We start from the raw sequence: 16,566 nt of genomic DNA, 5'->3' as shown, positions 1-16,566 counted from the left end.
GATAGATTTACTCCCCGAAAAAATAACTGTTGCACTTCAATTAATAATATTAAGATTTTATATAATGATTCTCCATAATTTCTACATATTTAAAAACTAAGATAAGGGGGATTATTTGAAAATAAGGAGTCAAACCAACCTATGATGTTAAAAAAATTGATAAAAGATGCCGGTACACAGAATTTATCAGAAATGAATGTTGCAGATATTTCGATTTTAGGTGTTACGGATAACTCGAGAGATATCCAAAAAGGATATCTCTTTGTGGCTGTAAGAGGGTATAGTGTTGACGGTCATGATTATATACAGGATGCCGTGCAACTTGGTGCTTCAGCGATTATTGGTGAGCTCGATATTGGAGACTTGGAGGTTCCTTACTTACAAGTGAAAAACAGTCGAAAAGCATTAGGGAAGATTGCGAAGAATTTTTATCCAAGTAAGCAAAAAATCATGATTGGAATTACCGGAACCAACGGAAAAACAACGACAAGCTATATGCTGCATCAAATTATAAAAGAAAGTGGGATTGCGTGCTCCGTCATAGGGACGATTCAACATATTGTTAATGGAAAAACAATTGATTCACATAATACCACACCAAGTGCGATTGAACTAAACTCCTTACTCGCTTCCAGCAAGGACAAGGTAGTCATAATGGAAGTGTCTTCACATGCATTAGTTCAATACCGTTTAGAGGGAATTGAATTTGATTATGGAATTTTCACCAACCTCTATCATGACCACCTCGATTATCACGGAACCATGGAAGCGTATTTTCAGGCAAAGGCACTACTATTTGAAAAGTTAAAGCCGAATGGAATGGCCATCGTTAATGAAGATAATTTTTGGGGAGAAAAGCTGCATGAGTACCTGAAAAAGCGAAAAGTGAATACGTATACCATTGGCGAATCCAAGTGTTGTGATCTATCAATCCATGATTATGATACGGCAACTAAGCCTTTTGTTTTACTGAATGATGGGAACGAGATCATAAGAATTAATTTGCCAATGCCTGGACTGCATAATTTATATAATGCAGCAGTAGCATACGCAGTTGCTCGGAAGCTGACGATTGGAAAAGAGGATATTCTCCTAGCTCTTAAGAAATTCCCTGGTGTTCCAGGAAGATTTGAAGTGTATAAGGACGAAGATAGCCCAACGATTGTTATTGATTATGCCCATACGGCAGACGCAATTTTTCACTGCCTGCAAACAGCTAAGGAATTAGGTGTTGAGCGGATTTTTCATATATTTGGCTTTAGAGGTGGCCGTGACAAAAACAAGAGAGCTGAAATGGTCAAGATTTCTTCAGAACTGAGCGATGTATCAATCTTAACTCTCGATGATTTAAATACAGAGGACTATCAGGAAATGAAAGCTACTTTAATCGATCTATATCACAAATATATCGCTGAGAATGGTCTGGTAATTCCGGATAGAACATTGGCGATACAGACTGTCCTAAAGATGGCCAAAAAAGGTGATTGGGTAATCGTTACGGGAAAAGGACATGAGAGTTATAAACAAGACTTTTCATTGCCAGCTACTTCCGATAAAGAAACAATCCTATATTTATTAGATAAAAAACATAGGACGATTTAGTTGTTTAGTAGGCACAATCATTTCGTATTTAAGGAGGGAAATAGAAAACCCATTTCCAAATTAGAGTGATGGAAATGGGTTTTTCTGGTGTCACATGTACATTATTATTGTTCAACCTTCATTAAGCGGACATTTTACGGCAAGCTTCTGCACATTTGAAGCATACTTCCGCACATTTTTGACAATGTTCATGATCGTGCTTTTTGCATTCGTCTCCACATGCTTCACAAATGTCTGCACAAAGTTGACAAATCTGATGGGCAAAGGGACTGTTGGATTGCATGGCTTTAGCTGCAAATGCACAGATATCCGCACATTCCCTGTCTATCCTTATACAAGAAGCCATCATTTTAAGATTTTCTTCCTTTAAGCATGCATCATAACATGTGTTACAGGCCTCCATGCATTCCAGACACGCTCTAATACATTCTTCATAAGTGGTATTCATAAATAAAACCTCCTAAGAATTTTGTTGTTTAACACTCATATTCTACCCAGCTCAACTATTATTTAACGAAATATCAAAAACTCCTTAAAAACTGCACAATTTTTTGATATTTTTTCATTATGATGGTGATAGTAATTCGAAAAAGCGGTGATTAATTTGAATAAAATATCCTTGAAATTCGGGATCTGGTTTTTAGGTGCTATGCTTATTCTTGAAATATTTTTGTTCTTTTTTCTCCATACAAGCATTGTAGATTCCAGAATAGAAGAAGAATTAGCTGCACTTCAGGCAAGAGGGAATAGTCATCGGGACGTGCTTGAAAATTCATATAATGAGGAAACATTACATCATATTGCTGTAATGGAAGCAAAAGCTGATACAGAGGTCATTATCACGGATCAAAATCAAAACATTTTTATTTCATCCTCGAATTTAGATAATGAAGAGCAAAAGATAATTACCAAAGAAATAGGGCAAGTACCACGCGATGGAGAAACACTGGAAAATAGGTGGAAAAGTGAAAAGTATATTTCAACGGTAACTCCTTTTAAAATTAACGAAAAGCAAAAAGGGTATGTGTACATGTTCCGGAGAACGGATCAGATTCAAAGTTTAATTTCCCGACTTAACCATCATTTTATTGCAGGTGCCATCATGATTCTTTCTTTAATGATCATCACCATCCTATTTTTATCCAAAGCTTTGACTAGGCCTCTGATCAGGATGAAGCGGGCTACCGAGAAACTTAGCACGGGTGACTTCTCTGTCAATCTCCCTGACATGGGTGATGATGAGTTGGGAGAGCTATCCAGATCTATAAAAATACTTGCGGAGGACTTAAAACACCTAAAGGGGGAAAGAATTGAGTTTTTGGCAAGCATTTCTCATGAGTTAAGAACACCGCTTACCTATATTAAGGGATATGCAGACGTATCAAGGAGAAAAGATATAGACGAATCCATCCGCGATCAGTATCTGAGCATTATTTTTGAGGAAACAAAAAAATTGTCTGATATGATAAAAGATTTATTTGATTTGGCTAAGTTAGACAAAAACAACTTTGTCATAAATCGTGTTGAAGTAGAGCTTTGTTCCTTTTTACACTCTATTTATGAAAAAATGCTACCTGCTTTCACGGAAAAAGGAATGGATCTTGTCGTTGAATGCAAAAAAAGTGTAAAGGTCAACATAGACCCTATGAGATTTGAACAGGTAATTTTTAATTTATTAGATAATGCAATCAAATATTCTGATTCTACTACCAAAACAAGTATATCTGTAAAAAGTGAAAAGGGATTGATAGTGCTGATAATAAAAGATGAAGGTCATGGGATTCCTAAAGAAGACCTTCCTTATATCTTTGATCGTTTTTATCGGGTGGATAAATCTCGATCTAGGGACACTGGAGGGTCAGGGCTTGGACTATCCATTGTTAAGGAACTAATAGAAGCTCACGATGGTACGATAGAGGTAAAAAGTGAACAAGGAAAAGGGACAGCCTTTTTTATTTCGTTAAAGGAGTTGCCGTAATGAAAACCTTATTGCTTGTTGATGATGAAGAAAGAATGCTCGATTTGTTGAATATATACTTATCTCCCGTTTACCACTGTATTAAGGTGAACTCTGGACATGAAGCCATTGTTCATATGAAAAATTCATATGCCGATTTAATTTTGTTAGATGTGATGATGCCGGTAATGGATGGTTGGAGTGCTTGCGCCAAAATTCGTGAACTCTCTAAAGTACCCATTATCATGCTGACGGCTCGAAATGAAAAATCGGATGTGGTTAAGGGTTTCCAATTAGGGGCAGACGATTATGTAACAAAACCATTTGATGAGGGGGAATTATTGGCTAGAATAGATGCACTTTTCAGAAGAATGGATGATAAAGACACCAAGGCAGTTCATTTCAAGGGATTAAAGTGGGATGAGGAATCTCATGAATTGACGTATGAAGGACAGCAGATTCAACTCACTCCAAAGGAGTTTTCCTTACTGGGATTATTATTAAAAAACCCAAACAAAGTTTTTTCTCGGGCACATTTACTGGAAGGGAGAATAAAGCTTTTACAGAGGATAGGACGATAGATTCCCATGTCCGTAATATCCGAGACAAATTAAGGCAGGCGAATTTTCCCATAGATCTATATCTCTCAACTGTTTGGGGAGTTGGATATAAGTGGGTGCCCAAGGAATAACGAAAATTTTTCATTAAAAAACATAAAAAAGGTGCAAATAAGACAGGAGAGGATACCATTGAAACACTTAAAATGGGGCTTATTATCTTTCACATCTATAAACTTACTTCTAGCAGCCTGTTCAAATGATGAGACAAAGGAGTACTTTATTAAAGCAGAGAATGAAACAATTGAACATATCCATGGAGCGGGATACTGGGGTAAAGAGGGAACCCCAGTTATAGCAACCCATGGAGGGCCATTTGAATATAGGGATGGATCCTGGTACAAAACTTCACATAACAATCATGATTACATGGGGTTCCAGACAATAAAAGACGGTTTCTATTCAAGCGGGCACCCTGAAGAGGGTTCAGATTTGAAAAATCCTTTAGGTCTTGTGAAAAGTACAGACAAAGGGGAAAGCCTGGAAAAGCTTGCTTTCTATGGAGAAACGGACTTTCATTACTTAGGGGCCAGTTATGAAACCGGTACTGTTTATACATATAATGAAGCTAAAAACTCCAAATTGGGACCAGGCTTTTTTTATTCCAAAAATGAAGGGGAAGACTGGACACAATTAGAGCTCAACGGGATGACTTCTACCGCTATTGAGGGCCTAGATATCCATCCATCAAAGGATAACATGATTGCCATTTATGGAGAGGAAGGAGTGTTTTTATCTAAAAACTATGGAAAGGACTTTTCACTAATCCCGACAACTTCTATGGTGACTTCATTAGCCTTTAAAGAAGATTCCATAGTTTATTCCATGCTTGAAAGTGAAAAAGTGAGCGTTCATGAAATAAGTTTGAACGATAAAAAGGATACTTCACTAGTTGCCCCTTCCTTGGATAAAGAAAACATACCGATTTACCTAGAGGCTAATCCATTGAAAGAAAGCGAAATGATGATGGTAACCACAAAGAATGATGTGTTTGTTAGCGAAGGACAGGAGAAGAAGTGGAATAAAATTCTATCAAACGGGGAAACCGAGTAAGGTGCTCAGTTTATCATTTCATGAGCGTGCTCCACAATTTCTGCACATATTATTGGTATTATGATATTGTCTAAAGCCAAAGGAGGAATCTTTATGTTGAAAAAAAGATTGAAAATGTCCGTCATCTTATCGTTATTTGCAGCCCTCTTCTTAATACTGGGTGCCTGCGCCAATGCGAATGATGAAAAAACAGAAAACAAAGATAGCACTGAGAAAACAGAAGAAAAAGAGAGCATGGAAGGCATGGATCATGGTAATATGGACCATTCTAGCTCAGAAGAAGTTCCTGAAGGTTTGAAAGAAGCAAAGAATCCAACCTATGAAGTTGGAAGTCAAGCGATTCTCGAAACAGATCACATGGAGGGTATGAAGGGTGCCAAAGCAACGATTGTGGGTGCCTATGATACGACGGCCTATGTTATTTCGTATACTCCGACTACTGGTGGAGAAAGAGTGGGAAATCACAAATGGGTTATCCAGGAAGAGATTAAAGATGCTGGTGACGAACCGTTAGAACCTGGAGCAGAAGTTACAGTAGATGCTGCTCATATGGAAGGGATGGATGGCGCGAAAGCTGAAATTGATTCTGCCGAAGAAACGACTGTGTATGTGGTTGATTACACATCGACTACAGGTGGAGAGGAAGTTAAAAATCATAAATGGGTAACAGAGAGTGAATTATCACCGGTAAAATAATGTTTTAACGAAATGAAAATATTTTAAAAAAAGAGCTTATCCCAAAAGGGATAAGCTCTTTTACTTGAGGTTATTTTGGGGTTTTGTATGCTTGAAAGGAGAATCCCTCTAACCACAATAGAGTTTCACTTATGAAAATGCTAGTTTATATGCGGCTTTAAAAATTTAATGATTATTAGTAAGAAATGTTAAGGAAGACCAGACGCTATTATCCCTTCTTTTGGAGAACTATTTGGTTCTGTATTAGTTTATAAAAAGATTGAATTACAACGTAAGAGAAAGTAAATGAAACTGTGAATACGAATTACCTAACATAAACCCGATTAATATTTTGCTTAAAAAGGGCACCTAAGCTTTGGAGAAAGAAATGTAATTTCCTAAAAGTGAAAACAAACGTTTAGTTTTTTGAACGAATTTTTTATTAGGATTGTTCGATGTTTTTTATAAAGAAATTCAGTCCTTTATTCTAATGTAAATTATCCCAATAATATTGTCTAATGATATTACTAAATCTCCATATTTTCTGCATGAATTTTTTATATAATCGTAATGGCAACTTTATTTTAAGGAGTCGTTGTAAAAGAATTATTGGGATACTATATTGCGTCCTTTTAGAATGATGTTAAGGGTCCTTGACATATGAATTATTCTATTTGTGGCTAAAAAACGTAATATTCCTTTGGAGGGTCATTAGAATGAAAAGAAATGTATTAGTTGTTGATGATGAATGGAATATGTTAAATCTAATAAAGATACATTTATCTAATACCTATAATATTGTCGTTTCAGACAATGGGCATGAGGCATTGAAATGCCTAGATAAGCAGTCATTTGATTTAATTATCTTAGATATTATGATGCCGTATATAAGTGGTTGGGAAATGTGTAAAATTATTAGAGAAAAATATAATATACCGATTTTAATGCTAACAGCAAGGAATGAATTGAAAGATAAAGTTCGTGGATTTGAGATAGGGGCAGATGATTATCTAGTCAAACCTTTTGCATTTGAGGAATTGGCAGCACGTGTACATGCTTTAATTCGAAGGTCAATAGTAAAACAAACGATTGAGCCAAAAGAGCAAGTAATAATTTCAAGTGGTTTAGAAATCCATTATGAAAGCAGGAGAGTTAAAATAGAGGGTGAAATAGTGGAATTCACTCCAAAGGAGTTTGATTTATTGTGGCTACTGGCAAGTAATTCGACTCAAATTTTCACTCGTGAATTATTGCTGGACAAAATATGGGGAATACATGATGAACGTGAATTTCGAACAGTGGATACACACATTAAGAACATAAGAGTGAAGTTAAGGGATACTCAGTGCAAATCTAACCCAATAAAGACAGTTTGGGGAATCGGCTATAAATTTGAGGATATGGGCAAGCCATGAAGAAAATCAAAATTAATAGTATAGGTGGTAAGTTAGGCATTACTATAATGATTTTATTTATGTTTATTTTAGTGCCCTTAGGCTATGTAATAGATAGAATATTTTTCGGTTTCTATTATGGTCAAACTCATGAATATATTGATGAAGTTTCTATAGACCTCATAAACTCCATAACAAATCTCGATGATCAAAATGAATTGGGAATATACGAAAAAATGGCGAATCATACGAAAACCGAGTTAGTGATCGTCGATAAGGCTGGTAAGGTACTTACAAGCTCCAACCTTTATGAAAAAGGTACGCGTTTTAACGCTCAATTGTTGTCTAAAATTAAAAAAACGAATAAAATTCACCAGGATTATGTAAATCCCAAAACTAAAAATTATTATTTCTTATCTGGACGCCCAATTATAATAAATGAAAATGTTGAAGGTGGAGTTTTTGTATTCTCCTCTTTAGATTCCATTCATGATTCGATACACAAATTAAGGACATACCTTGTTATTGCCATTTTAGGTGCATTACTGCTTGCTGCGGGTTTTACTTTCTTTGTATCCAAGAAGCTATCAAAGCCTCTTATTGATATGGAAAAGATAACTAGAAGGATCTCAAAAGGCGATCTTAATATAAATATCAAAAAATCGTCTAACGATGAAATTGGATCTCTCGCTCAAGCCATTAATGACCTTGCCATAGAACTAAAGGAATATCGGACAAATAGAAGTGAATTTTTAGCAAATATTTCTCATGAGCTTAGAACCCCTATTTCTTATTTATCTGGATATGCGTCGGTGATAAGTAAAAATCTATACAATAATGACCAGGAAAAGGAAGAGTACCTAGCTATTATAGAGAATGAAGCCTCGAGATTGACACTTCTTATTAATGATTTGTTTGAACTTTCAAAAATGGAAGAAAACAAGATTGAATTATATAAAGAATGGATTGATGTCGAAGAATTAATTGAGGGGGTCCTGAACAGGTCCAAACTGAGCGCAAATAAGAAAAATGTTACTTTGAAATATGAACCCGGTAAACATTTGAAAATGATTTTATCAGATGGGATAAGATTAGAACAAATCCTAACTAACCTTATCGAAAATTCTATAAGGTACACAAATCATGGGGGAATTGTTATTACCTCCCGAGCAAATAAGGATTTCGTCATCATCACTATCAAAGATTCAGGAATAGGGATACCTCCCAATGATTTGCCCTTTATTTTCGAACGGTTTTATCGAGTAGAGAAATCTCGATCTAGGCAAATGGGAGGGACAGGGCTTGGACTCGCTATCGTTAGGGAGTTGGTCAACGTATTAGGCGGGACGATAGAAGTTAATAGTGCAATTGGACAAGGGACTGAATTTATCATTACCCTACCAATAGAAGTATAAAAGTAATGTGTATGGCTAAACAATCGTTTAGTCTTTTTTTATTATGAAAATGGTCCAAAAGCCGTTCTTTTGAATCCCTTTTATTAACTATGTATCAATTAAAATCCATTGACTGGCGAAAAAAATAAAAAGGCACCCATGCAAACTTCATAGATACATGGGTGAAAATGGGAAAATAAGCGATTAATTTTATTAATTAATTAGTTCGTTGCTATTTGCAAAATCTTTTGTCTTGATGATTCAAATTCATATAAATCTTCAATATAAATTTGATGCCATACCATAAAGATTAAAATAGTCCATAGTTTACGGCTATTGTCCATTTTATCTCGAACGTGATTGTCCAATAGCTTTAGGATTTCCTGTTTGCTAAAAATATAGTCAGTAGGGCTATTATGAATTAATTGCATGGCCCAATCATAAAGTTCTGCTTTCAACCAATGGCGGATGGGGACAGGGAACCCTAGTTTCTTTCTGCTCCATACATGCTCTGGAACTATACCTTCTGCAGCTTTACGGAGGATATATTTAGTCGTGCCATTTCGTACTTTTTGATTACTGCTAACTTTTGATGCGATATTAAAGACATGTTTATCCAAAAAGGGTACTCTCACTTCTAGGGAGTTTGCCATGGACATTTTATCGGCTTTCAGCAAAATGTCTCCCTTTAGCCATGTATGAATATCAATATTCTGCATTTTTGTAATCGCGTCATAATCTAAAGAACTGGAATAAATGGAACCCGTCACTTTTTCATTCTCCAAATTGTTTAGATAATTAATAAGCAAAAGTTTTTTCTCTTTTTCATTGAACATATTTGCGTTTCCGATATACCGTTCTTCTAAGGGGGTAACCCCCCGTTCTATAAAACTCTTTCCTTTTACTCCCTCTGGAAGAGCTGAGGAGAGGGCTTTTAAAACATGTTTTACTGGAGACGGGATATAGGAAAACATGCGAATGGATTGAGGTTCCCTGTATATGTTATAACCGCCGAATAATTCATCTGCACCTTCACCGGACAAAGCCACCTTGACTTGTTTCCTGGCTTCCCGCGCAACAAAGTACAAAGGCACAGCTGCAGGATCAGCTAAAGGGTCGTCCATATGCCAAATGATTTTTGGTAGCTCAGCAAGAAATTCTTCAGGGCTTATTACATAACTAATATTTTCTACATTTAGAGCGTTGGCTGTTTCTTCTGCAACGTTTATTTCGCTATAACCTTCTCTTTCGAAACCTACGGAAAAGGTTTTAATTTTAGGATTAATCTGTTTCGCAATTGAAACGATAAATGAAGAATCGATTCCTCCAGATAAGAAGGAACCAACTGGAACATCACTCCTCATATGTACGTTTACTGAGTCGATCAAGGTATCTTGGACTTCTTTGATTAATTTGGAATCTTCCATATTTGAGGGTTGGAAATTCGCTTTCCAGTATTTTTTTATAACCATTTTTCCCCTTGGTTTTTTAGTGAAGAAATGTCCAGGTGGTAGCTTTTTAATTGATTTAGAAAGGGTCGCAGGCTCCGGTACATATTGGAAACTAAGATAATGTTGTAAAGAATCTACATCTAAATCTTCACTGATTGCCGTAAGAATACTTTTTTTCTCGGAAGCAAAGTAAGTAGTTACATCTAGCTCACAATAGAAAAAGGGTTTTATCCCAAAGTGATCCCTTGCACCAAAAAGTTTTTCTTCTTCTTTGTCCCAAATGACAAAAGCGAACATCCCACGCAGTTTACGAACGGATTGCTCCTTTATATTACTATAGAGGGCTATAATGACTTCGGTATCAGAATCTGTCGTAAATTCGTGGCCTCTATCGATTAATTCTTTTCTTAGTTCAATATAATTATAAATTTCGCCATTGAAAATAATCCAGTATCTTTCATTTTCATATGAGAGGGGCTGGTTTCCGTTATCTATATCGATGATGCTTAATCTTCTAAAGCCAAAATTCACAAATTCATCGAAAAAATACCCTTCATCATCCGGGCCTCTATGGGTAATGATGTTATTCATCTTTTTCAACTTTTCCCTTATATCAGAATGTATGGCTTTAGGCCCGTTATGAACACATCCAACAAAACCGCACATAAAATCCACCTACCTATTGTTATTTTGAGCTTCCTTGAAAATTTTTAAGGAACTACAAGAAAGATAACAACAAAATATGTAGAAATTATGGAGTTTACATAAAAATTGTAATTATTTCAGGGTGCACAATAGTCATATCGTTTTTTGGAAGAATTTTGGGTTATTATAGGTGTTTTGTCATTTGTGCACACATTCTGCATAAATTTGTAATGAAAATGTAAATTCAGGTAAATATGCGTGTCACTTAAGGATGATAGAATAATAAAAAAGAAATAATTCGGGGGAAAAAATAGAAAATGAAAAAAATTATATCTTCGTTTGTTGTAACCGGTGTTGTGACTGGTTTGTTGCTATCAAATCCATTGGTCAGTAATGCTGCATTAGGAGATCGAACGTTAAAAAGTGGAATGACTCATACAGATGTAAAACAATTACAAGAGAATTTAAAGAAAAAGGGATATTTTAAAACAGATACAACCACCTATTTTGGGACCGTTACTAAAAGTGCAGTAGTAAAGTTTCAAAAAAGCAAAGGCTTGAAAGCTGACGGTATTGTAGGTCCGAATACGTATAAAGCATTGGGCGTAAAAAAGCAGACAACCAAGGTAGCTAATGTGAATAATTCAAGCAATAAAACTACAGCGATAGTAAAGGAAGCAAAAAAACACTTGAATGTAAAATATGTATGGGGTGGGACTACGCCAAAAGGGTTTGATTGCAGCGGATTCCTAAAATATGTTTTCGAAAAAAGTGCAGATGTCACTTTACCGAGAACTGTATCGGAAATTTATAAAAAGGGGACAAAGGTGTCCAAACCAAAAGTTGGGGATTTGGTCTTTTATGAAACCTATAAACCTGGTGCCTCACATGCAGGTATTTATATCGGGGATAATCAATTCATACACAGCTCCTCAAAAGGTGTAAGCATTTCCTCTATGGATAATAGTTATTGGAAAAAGAGATATTTAGGTGCGAAAAGAATGTAATAGAGATAGCGGCCAGTTCTATTAAAGAGACTGGCTTTTATTTATATATACTATTCTACCAATAGGTAACTATACCGAGAATTCCTATGATGATGATAACCGTCCCTGCACATTTTTGAACGGTATTACCAAACTTCTTCCCTTTTTTTATTAAAGAACCCTCTGCGCCAAAACTCCAAATTAATAATGGGGTAATAAGTAGGGGTAAAGCAGTTCCAATCCCAAAAATGGATGTCAAGGCAAAACCATAGGTGGTAGAAAATACCAAAGGTATAAGTTGTACAAAAAATAGGACAAACATAGTTGGGCAAAAGGCGACTGAATAGCTTATGCCTAATAAAAGAGCTCCTAATTTCCCGTCTGAATGTTTGAATCCCCTCCACTTAAAAAAATGCGAAATCCAAATGAATTTTAAATAACCAAATAGAAAAAGGCCAACAATTATGTTTAAGAATCCAATGCTTTTGCGAAAATACGCGAAATAGGTGGTTAAGGTAGATTGAAACTCTCTTCCTAATAACCAAATTAAAACTCCAAAGAGGGAATATACCACTAGTTTTCCCAGGATGAATAAGGATATTTCCACCCAAGGGGCTTTTTTCCCCACTGCTTTATTTCCGAAATAGGCAATTGAAGTGAAATTCCCAGTAATCTGACAGGGTGCCAAGGAACCCGGCGCGATTGCTGAACAATGAGCAGTCGCTTTTATACTAGTCGGATTCGAATAGTTCTATAAATAAGTGGATGTAAATAATTAAGAAACCCAGCTAATCTTCTCATGTGAAGGTAGCTGGGTTTTAAAGTTGTATGTGCAAAATAACACTTCAATTTGTAATGCATAGATAAGGTGATTCTTGTATAGATTCACTCAAGTATTATTAATTAAACAGCCTTAATTTATTCTATGTCAAATACCTATTTTAAAAATTTTTATAAGAAATCCTTCACATACCATAGGAGGGTATAGTATTATGTGATTAAGGAGGTGAGGCAATGTCGATGAATTCAGAAAGTCTTGATAAAATTGTTGAAATCGATCAATGCTGCTCATCAGACGGTGAAAGAAAGAGCCATCATTCAGATAATGTGAAAAATAATTTAGTAACAAGATTGAATCGAATTGAAGGACAAATTCGAGGAATAAAAGGATTAATTGAAAAAGATACCTATTGTGATGATGTCATTACTCAAATATCTGCGACTCAATCAGCTTTAAATAGTGCCGCTCGTATTTTACTTGAAGGGCATATGAAGACATGTGTTCTTGAAAGAATTCAAGAAGGGGATACGGAGATTTTAGATGAGGTAATGGTGACAATTCAAAAATTAATGAAAAAATAAAAGGAGACTAGTGATATGGAAAAAATGACTCTAAACGTAAAAGGAATGTCATGTGGGCATTGTATAAATTCAATTGAAGGCAATGTAGGTGAATTATCTGGAGTTACCACTGTTAAAGTAAACTTAGATTCTGGAACTGTTAGTGTGGAGTTTAATCCGAACGAAGTTAGTATTGATAAGATCAAAGAAACAATTAATGACCAAGGTTATGATGTACAATAACATTAATACAGAACGTGCTAATTAAAGCACGATTTCTTTCAGAAATTAATATACTATACTGGGGTATGGTTTATGGTATTAAAATAGTTCATCTGACATAAAATAAGGAGGAGTAAGGAATGGAGAATGTAATATTAACAGTGAAAGGAATGGCATGTGGGCATTGTATTAATTCAATTGAAGGAAATGTAGGAAAATTAAATGGTGTTCATTTTGTAAAAGTTCACTTAAATGAAGAAAAAGTAGAGGTATCATTTAATTCGAAAATGGTTTCTTTAAAGGGAATTACTGACGTTATAGAAGATCAAGGTTATGATATACAATAATACTAATAAAGAACGTGCTGATTAAAGCACAATTTCTTTCGGAAATTCATATACTATACCAGGGTAAGGTTTATTTATTAAAATAAATCATCGAACATAATTAAGGAGGACAAAAAAATGGAGAATGAAATATTAGCAGTGAAAGGAATGTCATGTGGGCATTGTATAAATTCAATTGAAGGGAATGTGGGAAAATTAAACGGTGTACGTTTTGTAAAGGTTCACTTAAATGAAGGAAAAGTGAATGTATCATTTGATTCGAAAGTGGTTTCTTTGAAGGGGATTACTGACATTATAGAGGACCAAGGTTATGAAGTAGAGCTTTAGTAAATTACCTAAAGATCAAAGTTGTCACTAAGGAATTGAAAAAACGTGCTGTCTCGCCCCGGCACGTTTTCAAAAAAATATACCCCACTGTAGTATGTGGTGATAGGAGTGTAAGGTTATGAGCGATAAAAAAGAAACAACACTTCAAATAGCTGGCATGACGTGTGCTGCCTGTGCAGTGAGAATAGAAAAAGGTCTCAAAAAAATAGATGGAGTAGAGGATGCAAGCGTAAATTTTGCGTTAGAAAAATCAAAAGTAACGTTTGATCCATCAAAATCTAGTGTTAACCAACTTAAAGATAAAGTTGAATCCTTAGGGTATAAAGTGGTTAGTGAAAAAGCGGAATTTGATATATCTGGTATGACATGCGCAGCATGTGCTAACAGGATTGAAAAACGTTTAAACAAGCTGGATGGAGTTCAAAATGCAACTGTAAACTTCGCCTTAGAATCAGCCCTTGTAGAATATAATCCTGATGAAGTTTCGGTCCCAGATATGAAGGATGCCATTAAGAAATTGGGTTATCGTTTAGAACAAAAGCAAGTAACTACAGGCGAACAGGCTGATCATAGACAGAAGGAAATTGAGAAACAAACAGGAAAATTCATATTCTCTTCTATTTTGTCCATCCCTTTACTTTGGGCGATGGTCAGTCATTTTGAATTTACATCTTTTATTTGGCTGCCAGAGATGTTCATGAATCCATGGGTGCAACTTGCACTTGCGACTCCTGTTCAATTCTTAGTTGGAGGTCAATTTTACGTAGGCGCCTTTAAAGCATTAAGGAATAAAAGTGCAAACATGGATGTATTAGTTGCACTTGGAACATCTGCAGCTTATTTCTATAGTGTTTACTTAAGCATTCTGTCAATAGGGTCCGATGCTCACATGGTTGAATTATATTTTGAAACAAGTGCTGTGTTAATTACACTTATAATATTAGGTAAGTTATTTGAAGCAAAAGCAAAAGGGCGTTCATCGGAGGCCATAAAAAAACTTATGGGTCTGCAAGCCAAAACAGCCACAGTATTAAGAGACGGTCAAGAAATGAATTTACCTATCGAAGAGGTAATAGCTGGAGATATCGTTTATGTTAAACCAGGTGAAAAGGTACCTGTAGACGGAGAAATATTTGAAGGGAGATCTGCCCTAGATGAGTCAATGATTACAGGTGAAAGTATTCCTGTTGATAAAACAGTAGGAGATTTAGTAATTGGCTCAACAATTAACAAAAACGGGTTTCTGAAGGTTAAGGCAACAAAGGTAGGAAAGGATACCGCCTTAGCTCAAATTATCAAAGTAGTCGAAGAAGCACAAGGATCAAAAGCGCCTATTCAACGCTTAGCCGATGTCATCTCAGGAATATTTGTCCCTATTGTAGTGGGTATAGCGATTATTACGTTTCTTGTGTGGTACTTTGCTGTAAGTCCGGGAGAGTTTGCAGTAGCTCTTGAAAAGTTAATTGCCGTATTAGTTATCGCATGTCCATGTGCTCTAGGCCTAGCTACTCCGACATCCATTATGGCTGGATCAGGTCGCGCAGCTGAATATGGGATTTTGTTTAAAGGCGGGGAGCATCTTGAAACGACTCATCGAGTGAATACAGTGATTCTTGATAAAACGGGCACTGTAACAAATGGAAAACCAACACTTACAGATGTTATTCTCTCAAATGGGTTTGAAGAAAAGGAATTTTTAAAGTTAGTCGGTGCTGCAGAAAGAAATTCTGAACATCCGTTAGCTGAGGCAATTGTTGAGGGCATTAAAGAAAAAGGGATTGAACTAGGCAACTCTGAACATTTTGAAGCTATTCCTGGCTTTGGTATTGAATCTACAGTTGAAAACAAATCCATATTAATTGGAACTCGCCGTTTAATGGCTAAAAACAGGATTAATATTCAAGACATATTACCGCAAATGGAAAACTTAGAGAAACAAGGCAAGACTGCAATGCTAGTAGCCATTGATAATCAATTCGCTGGAGTGATTGCTGTCGCAGATACAATTAAAGAAACCTCTCAGAAAGCAATTGAAAGGTTAAAAGAGATGGGTCTGGAAGTCGTCATGATTACAGGTGATAACAAGCAGACAGCTCAAGCAATTGCAAATGAGGTCGGAATTGACCATGTTATAGCAGAAGTCCTCCCTGAAGGAAAGGCAGAGGAAGTTAAAAAGCTTCAAAAAGCTGGAAAGATAGTGGCAATGGTCGGTGATGGAATTAACGATGCTCCAGCGTTAGCTACCGCTGATATTGGCATGGCCATCGGTACGGGTACGGATGTAGCAATGGAAGCTGCTGATATCACCTTAATAAGAGGAGACCTAAATAGTATTGCCGATGCCATCTTTATGAGTAAAATGACGATTCGAAATATCAAGCAAAATTTATTTTGGGCCTTTGCTTATAATGCTATAGGAGTTCCAATTGCAGCCCTAGGCTTTCTGGCACCATGGCTGGCAGGAGTAGCAATGGCATTTAGTTCAGTTTCAGTTGTTTTAAACGCACTCAGATTACAAAGGATTAAGTTAAAAGGATAATCTTATCTATTAAGAA

At 35.9% G+C, this 16,566-nt stretch carries 15 protein-coding genes and 1 pseudogene; 13 read left to right on the top strand and 3 right to left on the bottom strand.

The features are described 5' to 3' along the window. Window positions 1-141 precede the first annotated feature (141 nt). A complete protein-coding gene (locus ACIQZD_RS11400; protein ID WP_402902211.1) occupies window positions 142-1,602 on the top strand; it encodes a UDP-N-acetylmuramoyl-L-alanyl-D-glutamate--2,6-diaminopimelate ligase in 1,461 nt (486 codons plus the stop codon). A 121-nt stretch (window positions 1,603-1,723) separates the two neighbouring features. Here ACIQZD_RS11400 and ACIQZD_RS11395 read toward each other — a convergent pair whose 3' ends face one another. Further along, window positions 1,724-2,050 carry a four-helix bundle copper-binding protein gene (locus tag ACIQZD_RS11395; RefSeq protein WP_402902208.1) on the bottom strand — a complete coding sequence of 109 codons (327 nt, stop codon included), beginning with the start codon at window positions 2,048-2,050 and terminating at the stop codon, window positions 1,724-1,726. 156 nt (window positions 2,051-2,206) lie between these two features. Between ACIQZD_RS11395 and ACIQZD_RS11390 the strand changes: the two genes are divergently transcribed. The 6 genes and pseudogenes from ACIQZD_RS11390 (at window position 2,207) to ACIQZD_RS11365 (ending at window position 8,713) form a co-directional block, all read left to right on the top strand. After that, on the top strand, window positions 2,207-3,580 hold the full coding sequence (locus tag ACIQZD_RS11390; protein ID WP_402902205.1) for a sensor histidine kinase: 1,374 nt from the start codon (window positions 2,207-2,209) through the stop codon (window positions 3,578-3,580). Continuing rightward, window positions 3,580-4,250, top strand: a pseudogene (locus tag ACIQZD_RS11385) (response regulator transcription factor). Before ACIQZD_RS11390 ends, ACIQZD_RS11385 begins: the two are co-directional and overlap by 1 nt. A 58-nt stretch (window positions 4,251-4,308) precedes the next feature. After that, complete coding sequence (locus ACIQZD_RS11380) at window positions 4,309-5,229, top strand: F510_1955 family glycosylhydrolase (RefSeq protein ID WP_402902202.1); 921 nt, start codon at window positions 4,309-4,311, stop codon at window positions 5,227-5,229. A gap of 93 nt (window positions 5,230-5,322) precedes the next feature. Continuing rightward, the gene (locus ACIQZD_RS11375; protein WP_402902199.1) at window positions 5,323-5,925 is read left to right on the top strand and encodes a YdhK family protein; all 603 of its coding nucleotides are present in this window, start codon (window positions 5,323-5,325) and stop codon (window positions 5,923-5,925) included. A gap of 695 nt (window positions 5,926-6,620) precedes the next feature. Then, a complete protein-coding gene (locus ACIQZD_RS11370) occupies window positions 6,621-7,319 on the top strand; it encodes a response regulator transcription factor (protein ID WP_402902196.1) in 699 nt (232 codons plus the stop codon). After that, a complete protein-coding gene (locus ACIQZD_RS11365) occupies window positions 7,316-8,713 on the top strand; it encodes a HAMP domain-containing sensor histidine kinase (RefSeq protein ID WP_402902193.1) in 1,398 nt (465 codons plus the stop codon). The genes ACIQZD_RS11370 and ACIQZD_RS11365 overlap by 4 nt, the downstream gene beginning before the upstream one ends. Window positions 8,714-8,913: 200 nt before the next feature. Here the strand turns inward: ACIQZD_RS11365 and asnB are convergent, their stop codons facing one another. Further along, complete coding sequence (gene asnB, locus ACIQZD_RS11360; protein WP_402902190.1) at window positions 8,914-10,809, bottom strand: asparagine synthase (glutamine-hydrolyzing); 1,896 nt, start codon at window positions 10,807-10,809, stop codon at window positions 8,914-8,916. A gap of 296 nt (window positions 10,810-11,105) precedes the next feature. Between asnB and ACIQZD_RS11355 the strand changes: the two genes are divergently transcribed. Then, window positions 11,106-11,795: a C40 family peptidase gene (locus tag ACIQZD_RS11355; protein WP_402902186.1), complete on the top strand. Its 690-nt coding sequence runs from the start codon at window positions 11,106-11,108 to the stop codon at window positions 11,793-11,795. 55 nt (window positions 11,796-11,850) lie between these two features. Here ACIQZD_RS11355 and ACIQZD_RS11350 read toward each other — a convergent pair whose 3' ends face one another. Continuing rightward, entirely contained in the window at window positions 11,851-12,462 is a 612-nt protein-coding gene (locus ACIQZD_RS11350) for an urease accessory protein UreH domain-containing protein (protein WP_402902183.1), read from the bottom strand. A gap of 332 nt (window positions 12,463-12,794) precedes the next feature. On the opposite strand from ACIQZD_RS11350, the gene ACIQZD_RS11345 reads away from it, so the two are divergent. From ACIQZD_RS11345 to ACIQZD_RS11325, 5 genes are all read left to right on the top strand, one after another. Further along, a complete protein-coding gene (locus ACIQZD_RS11345) occupies window positions 12,795-13,136 on the top strand; it encodes a metal-sensitive transcriptional regulator (protein ID WP_402903696.1) in 342 nt (113 codons plus the stop codon). Window positions 13,137-13,151: 15 nt separating this feature from the next. After that, entirely contained in the window at window positions 13,152-13,358 is a 207-nt protein-coding gene (gene copZ, locus ACIQZD_RS11340) for a copper chaperone CopZ (protein ID WP_402902180.1), read from the top strand. 119 nt (window positions 13,359-13,477) lie between these two features. Next, a complete protein-coding gene (copZ, locus tag ACIQZD_RS11335; protein ID WP_402902178.1) occupies window positions 13,478-13,684 on the top strand; it encodes a copper chaperone CopZ in 207 nt (68 codons plus the stop codon). A 117-nt stretch (window positions 13,685-13,801) separates the two neighbouring features. Continuing rightward, the gene (gene copZ, locus ACIQZD_RS11330; protein ID WP_402902176.1) at window positions 13,802-14,011 is read left to right on the top strand and encodes a copper chaperone CopZ; all 210 of its coding nucleotides are present in this window, start codon (window positions 13,802-13,804) and stop codon (window positions 14,009-14,011) included. Between the two features lie 118 nt (window positions 14,012-14,129). Then, window positions 14,130-16,550 (top strand): heavy metal translocating P-type ATPase, encoded by a 2,421-nt coding sequence (locus ACIQZD_RS11325; RefSeq protein ID WP_402902173.1) that lies wholly within the window; start codon window positions 14,130-14,132, stop codon window positions 16,548-16,550. Window positions 16,551-16,566 lie beyond the last annotated feature (16 nt).

Source organism: Peribacillus sp. NPDC096447 (assembly GCF_044762725.1).
Classification (GTDB): Bacteria; Bacillota; Bacilli; order Bacillales; family DSM-1321; genus Peribacillus.
This window is presented reverse-complemented; position numbering and strand designations above follow the sequence as displayed.

Coding starts and splice junctions, on each gene's coding strand:
- ACIQZD_RS11355 (WP_402902186.1), top strand. CDS start 11,106: ATGAAAAAAATTATATCTTCGTTTGTTGTAACCGGTGTTGTGACTGGT.
- ACIQZD_RS11375 (WP_402902199.1), top strand. CDS start 5,323: ATGTTGAAAAAAAGATTGAAAATGTCCGTCATCTTATCGTTATTTGCA.
- copZ (WP_402902180.1), top strand. CDS start 13,152: ATGGAAAAAATGACTCTAAACGTAAAAGGAATGTCATGTGGGCATTGT.
- ACIQZD_RS11400 (WP_402902211.1), top strand. CDS start 142: ATGATGTTAAAAAAATTGATAAAAGATGCCGGTACACAGAATTTATCA.
- asnB (WP_402902190.1), bottom strand. CDS start 10,809: ATGTGCGGTTTTGTTGGATGTGTTCATAACGGGCCTAAAGCCATACAT.
- ACIQZD_RS11365 (WP_402902193.1), top strand. CDS start 7,316: ATGAAGAAAATCAAAATTAATAGTATAGGTGGTAAGTTAGGCATTACT.
- ACIQZD_RS11395 (WP_402902208.1), bottom strand. CDS start 2,050: ATGAATACCACTTATGAAGAATGTATTAGAGCGTGTCTGGAATGCATG.
- ACIQZD_RS11345 (WP_402903696.1), top strand. CDS start 12,795: ATGAATTCAGAAAGTCTTGATAAAATTGTTGAAATCGATCAATGCTGC.
- ACIQZD_RS11325 (WP_402902173.1), top strand. CDS start 14,130: ATGAGCGATAAAAAAGAAACAACACTTCAAATAGCTGGCATGACGTGT.
- copZ (WP_402902178.1), top strand. CDS start 13,478: ATGGAGAATGTAATATTAACAGTGAAAGGAATGGCATGTGGGCATTGT.
- copZ (WP_402902176.1), top strand. CDS start 13,802: ATGGAGAATGAAATATTAGCAGTGAAAGGAATGTCATGTGGGCATTGT.
- ACIQZD_RS11370 (WP_402902196.1), top strand. CDS start 6,621: ATGAAAAGAAATGTATTAGTTGTTGATGATGAATGGAATATGTTAAAT.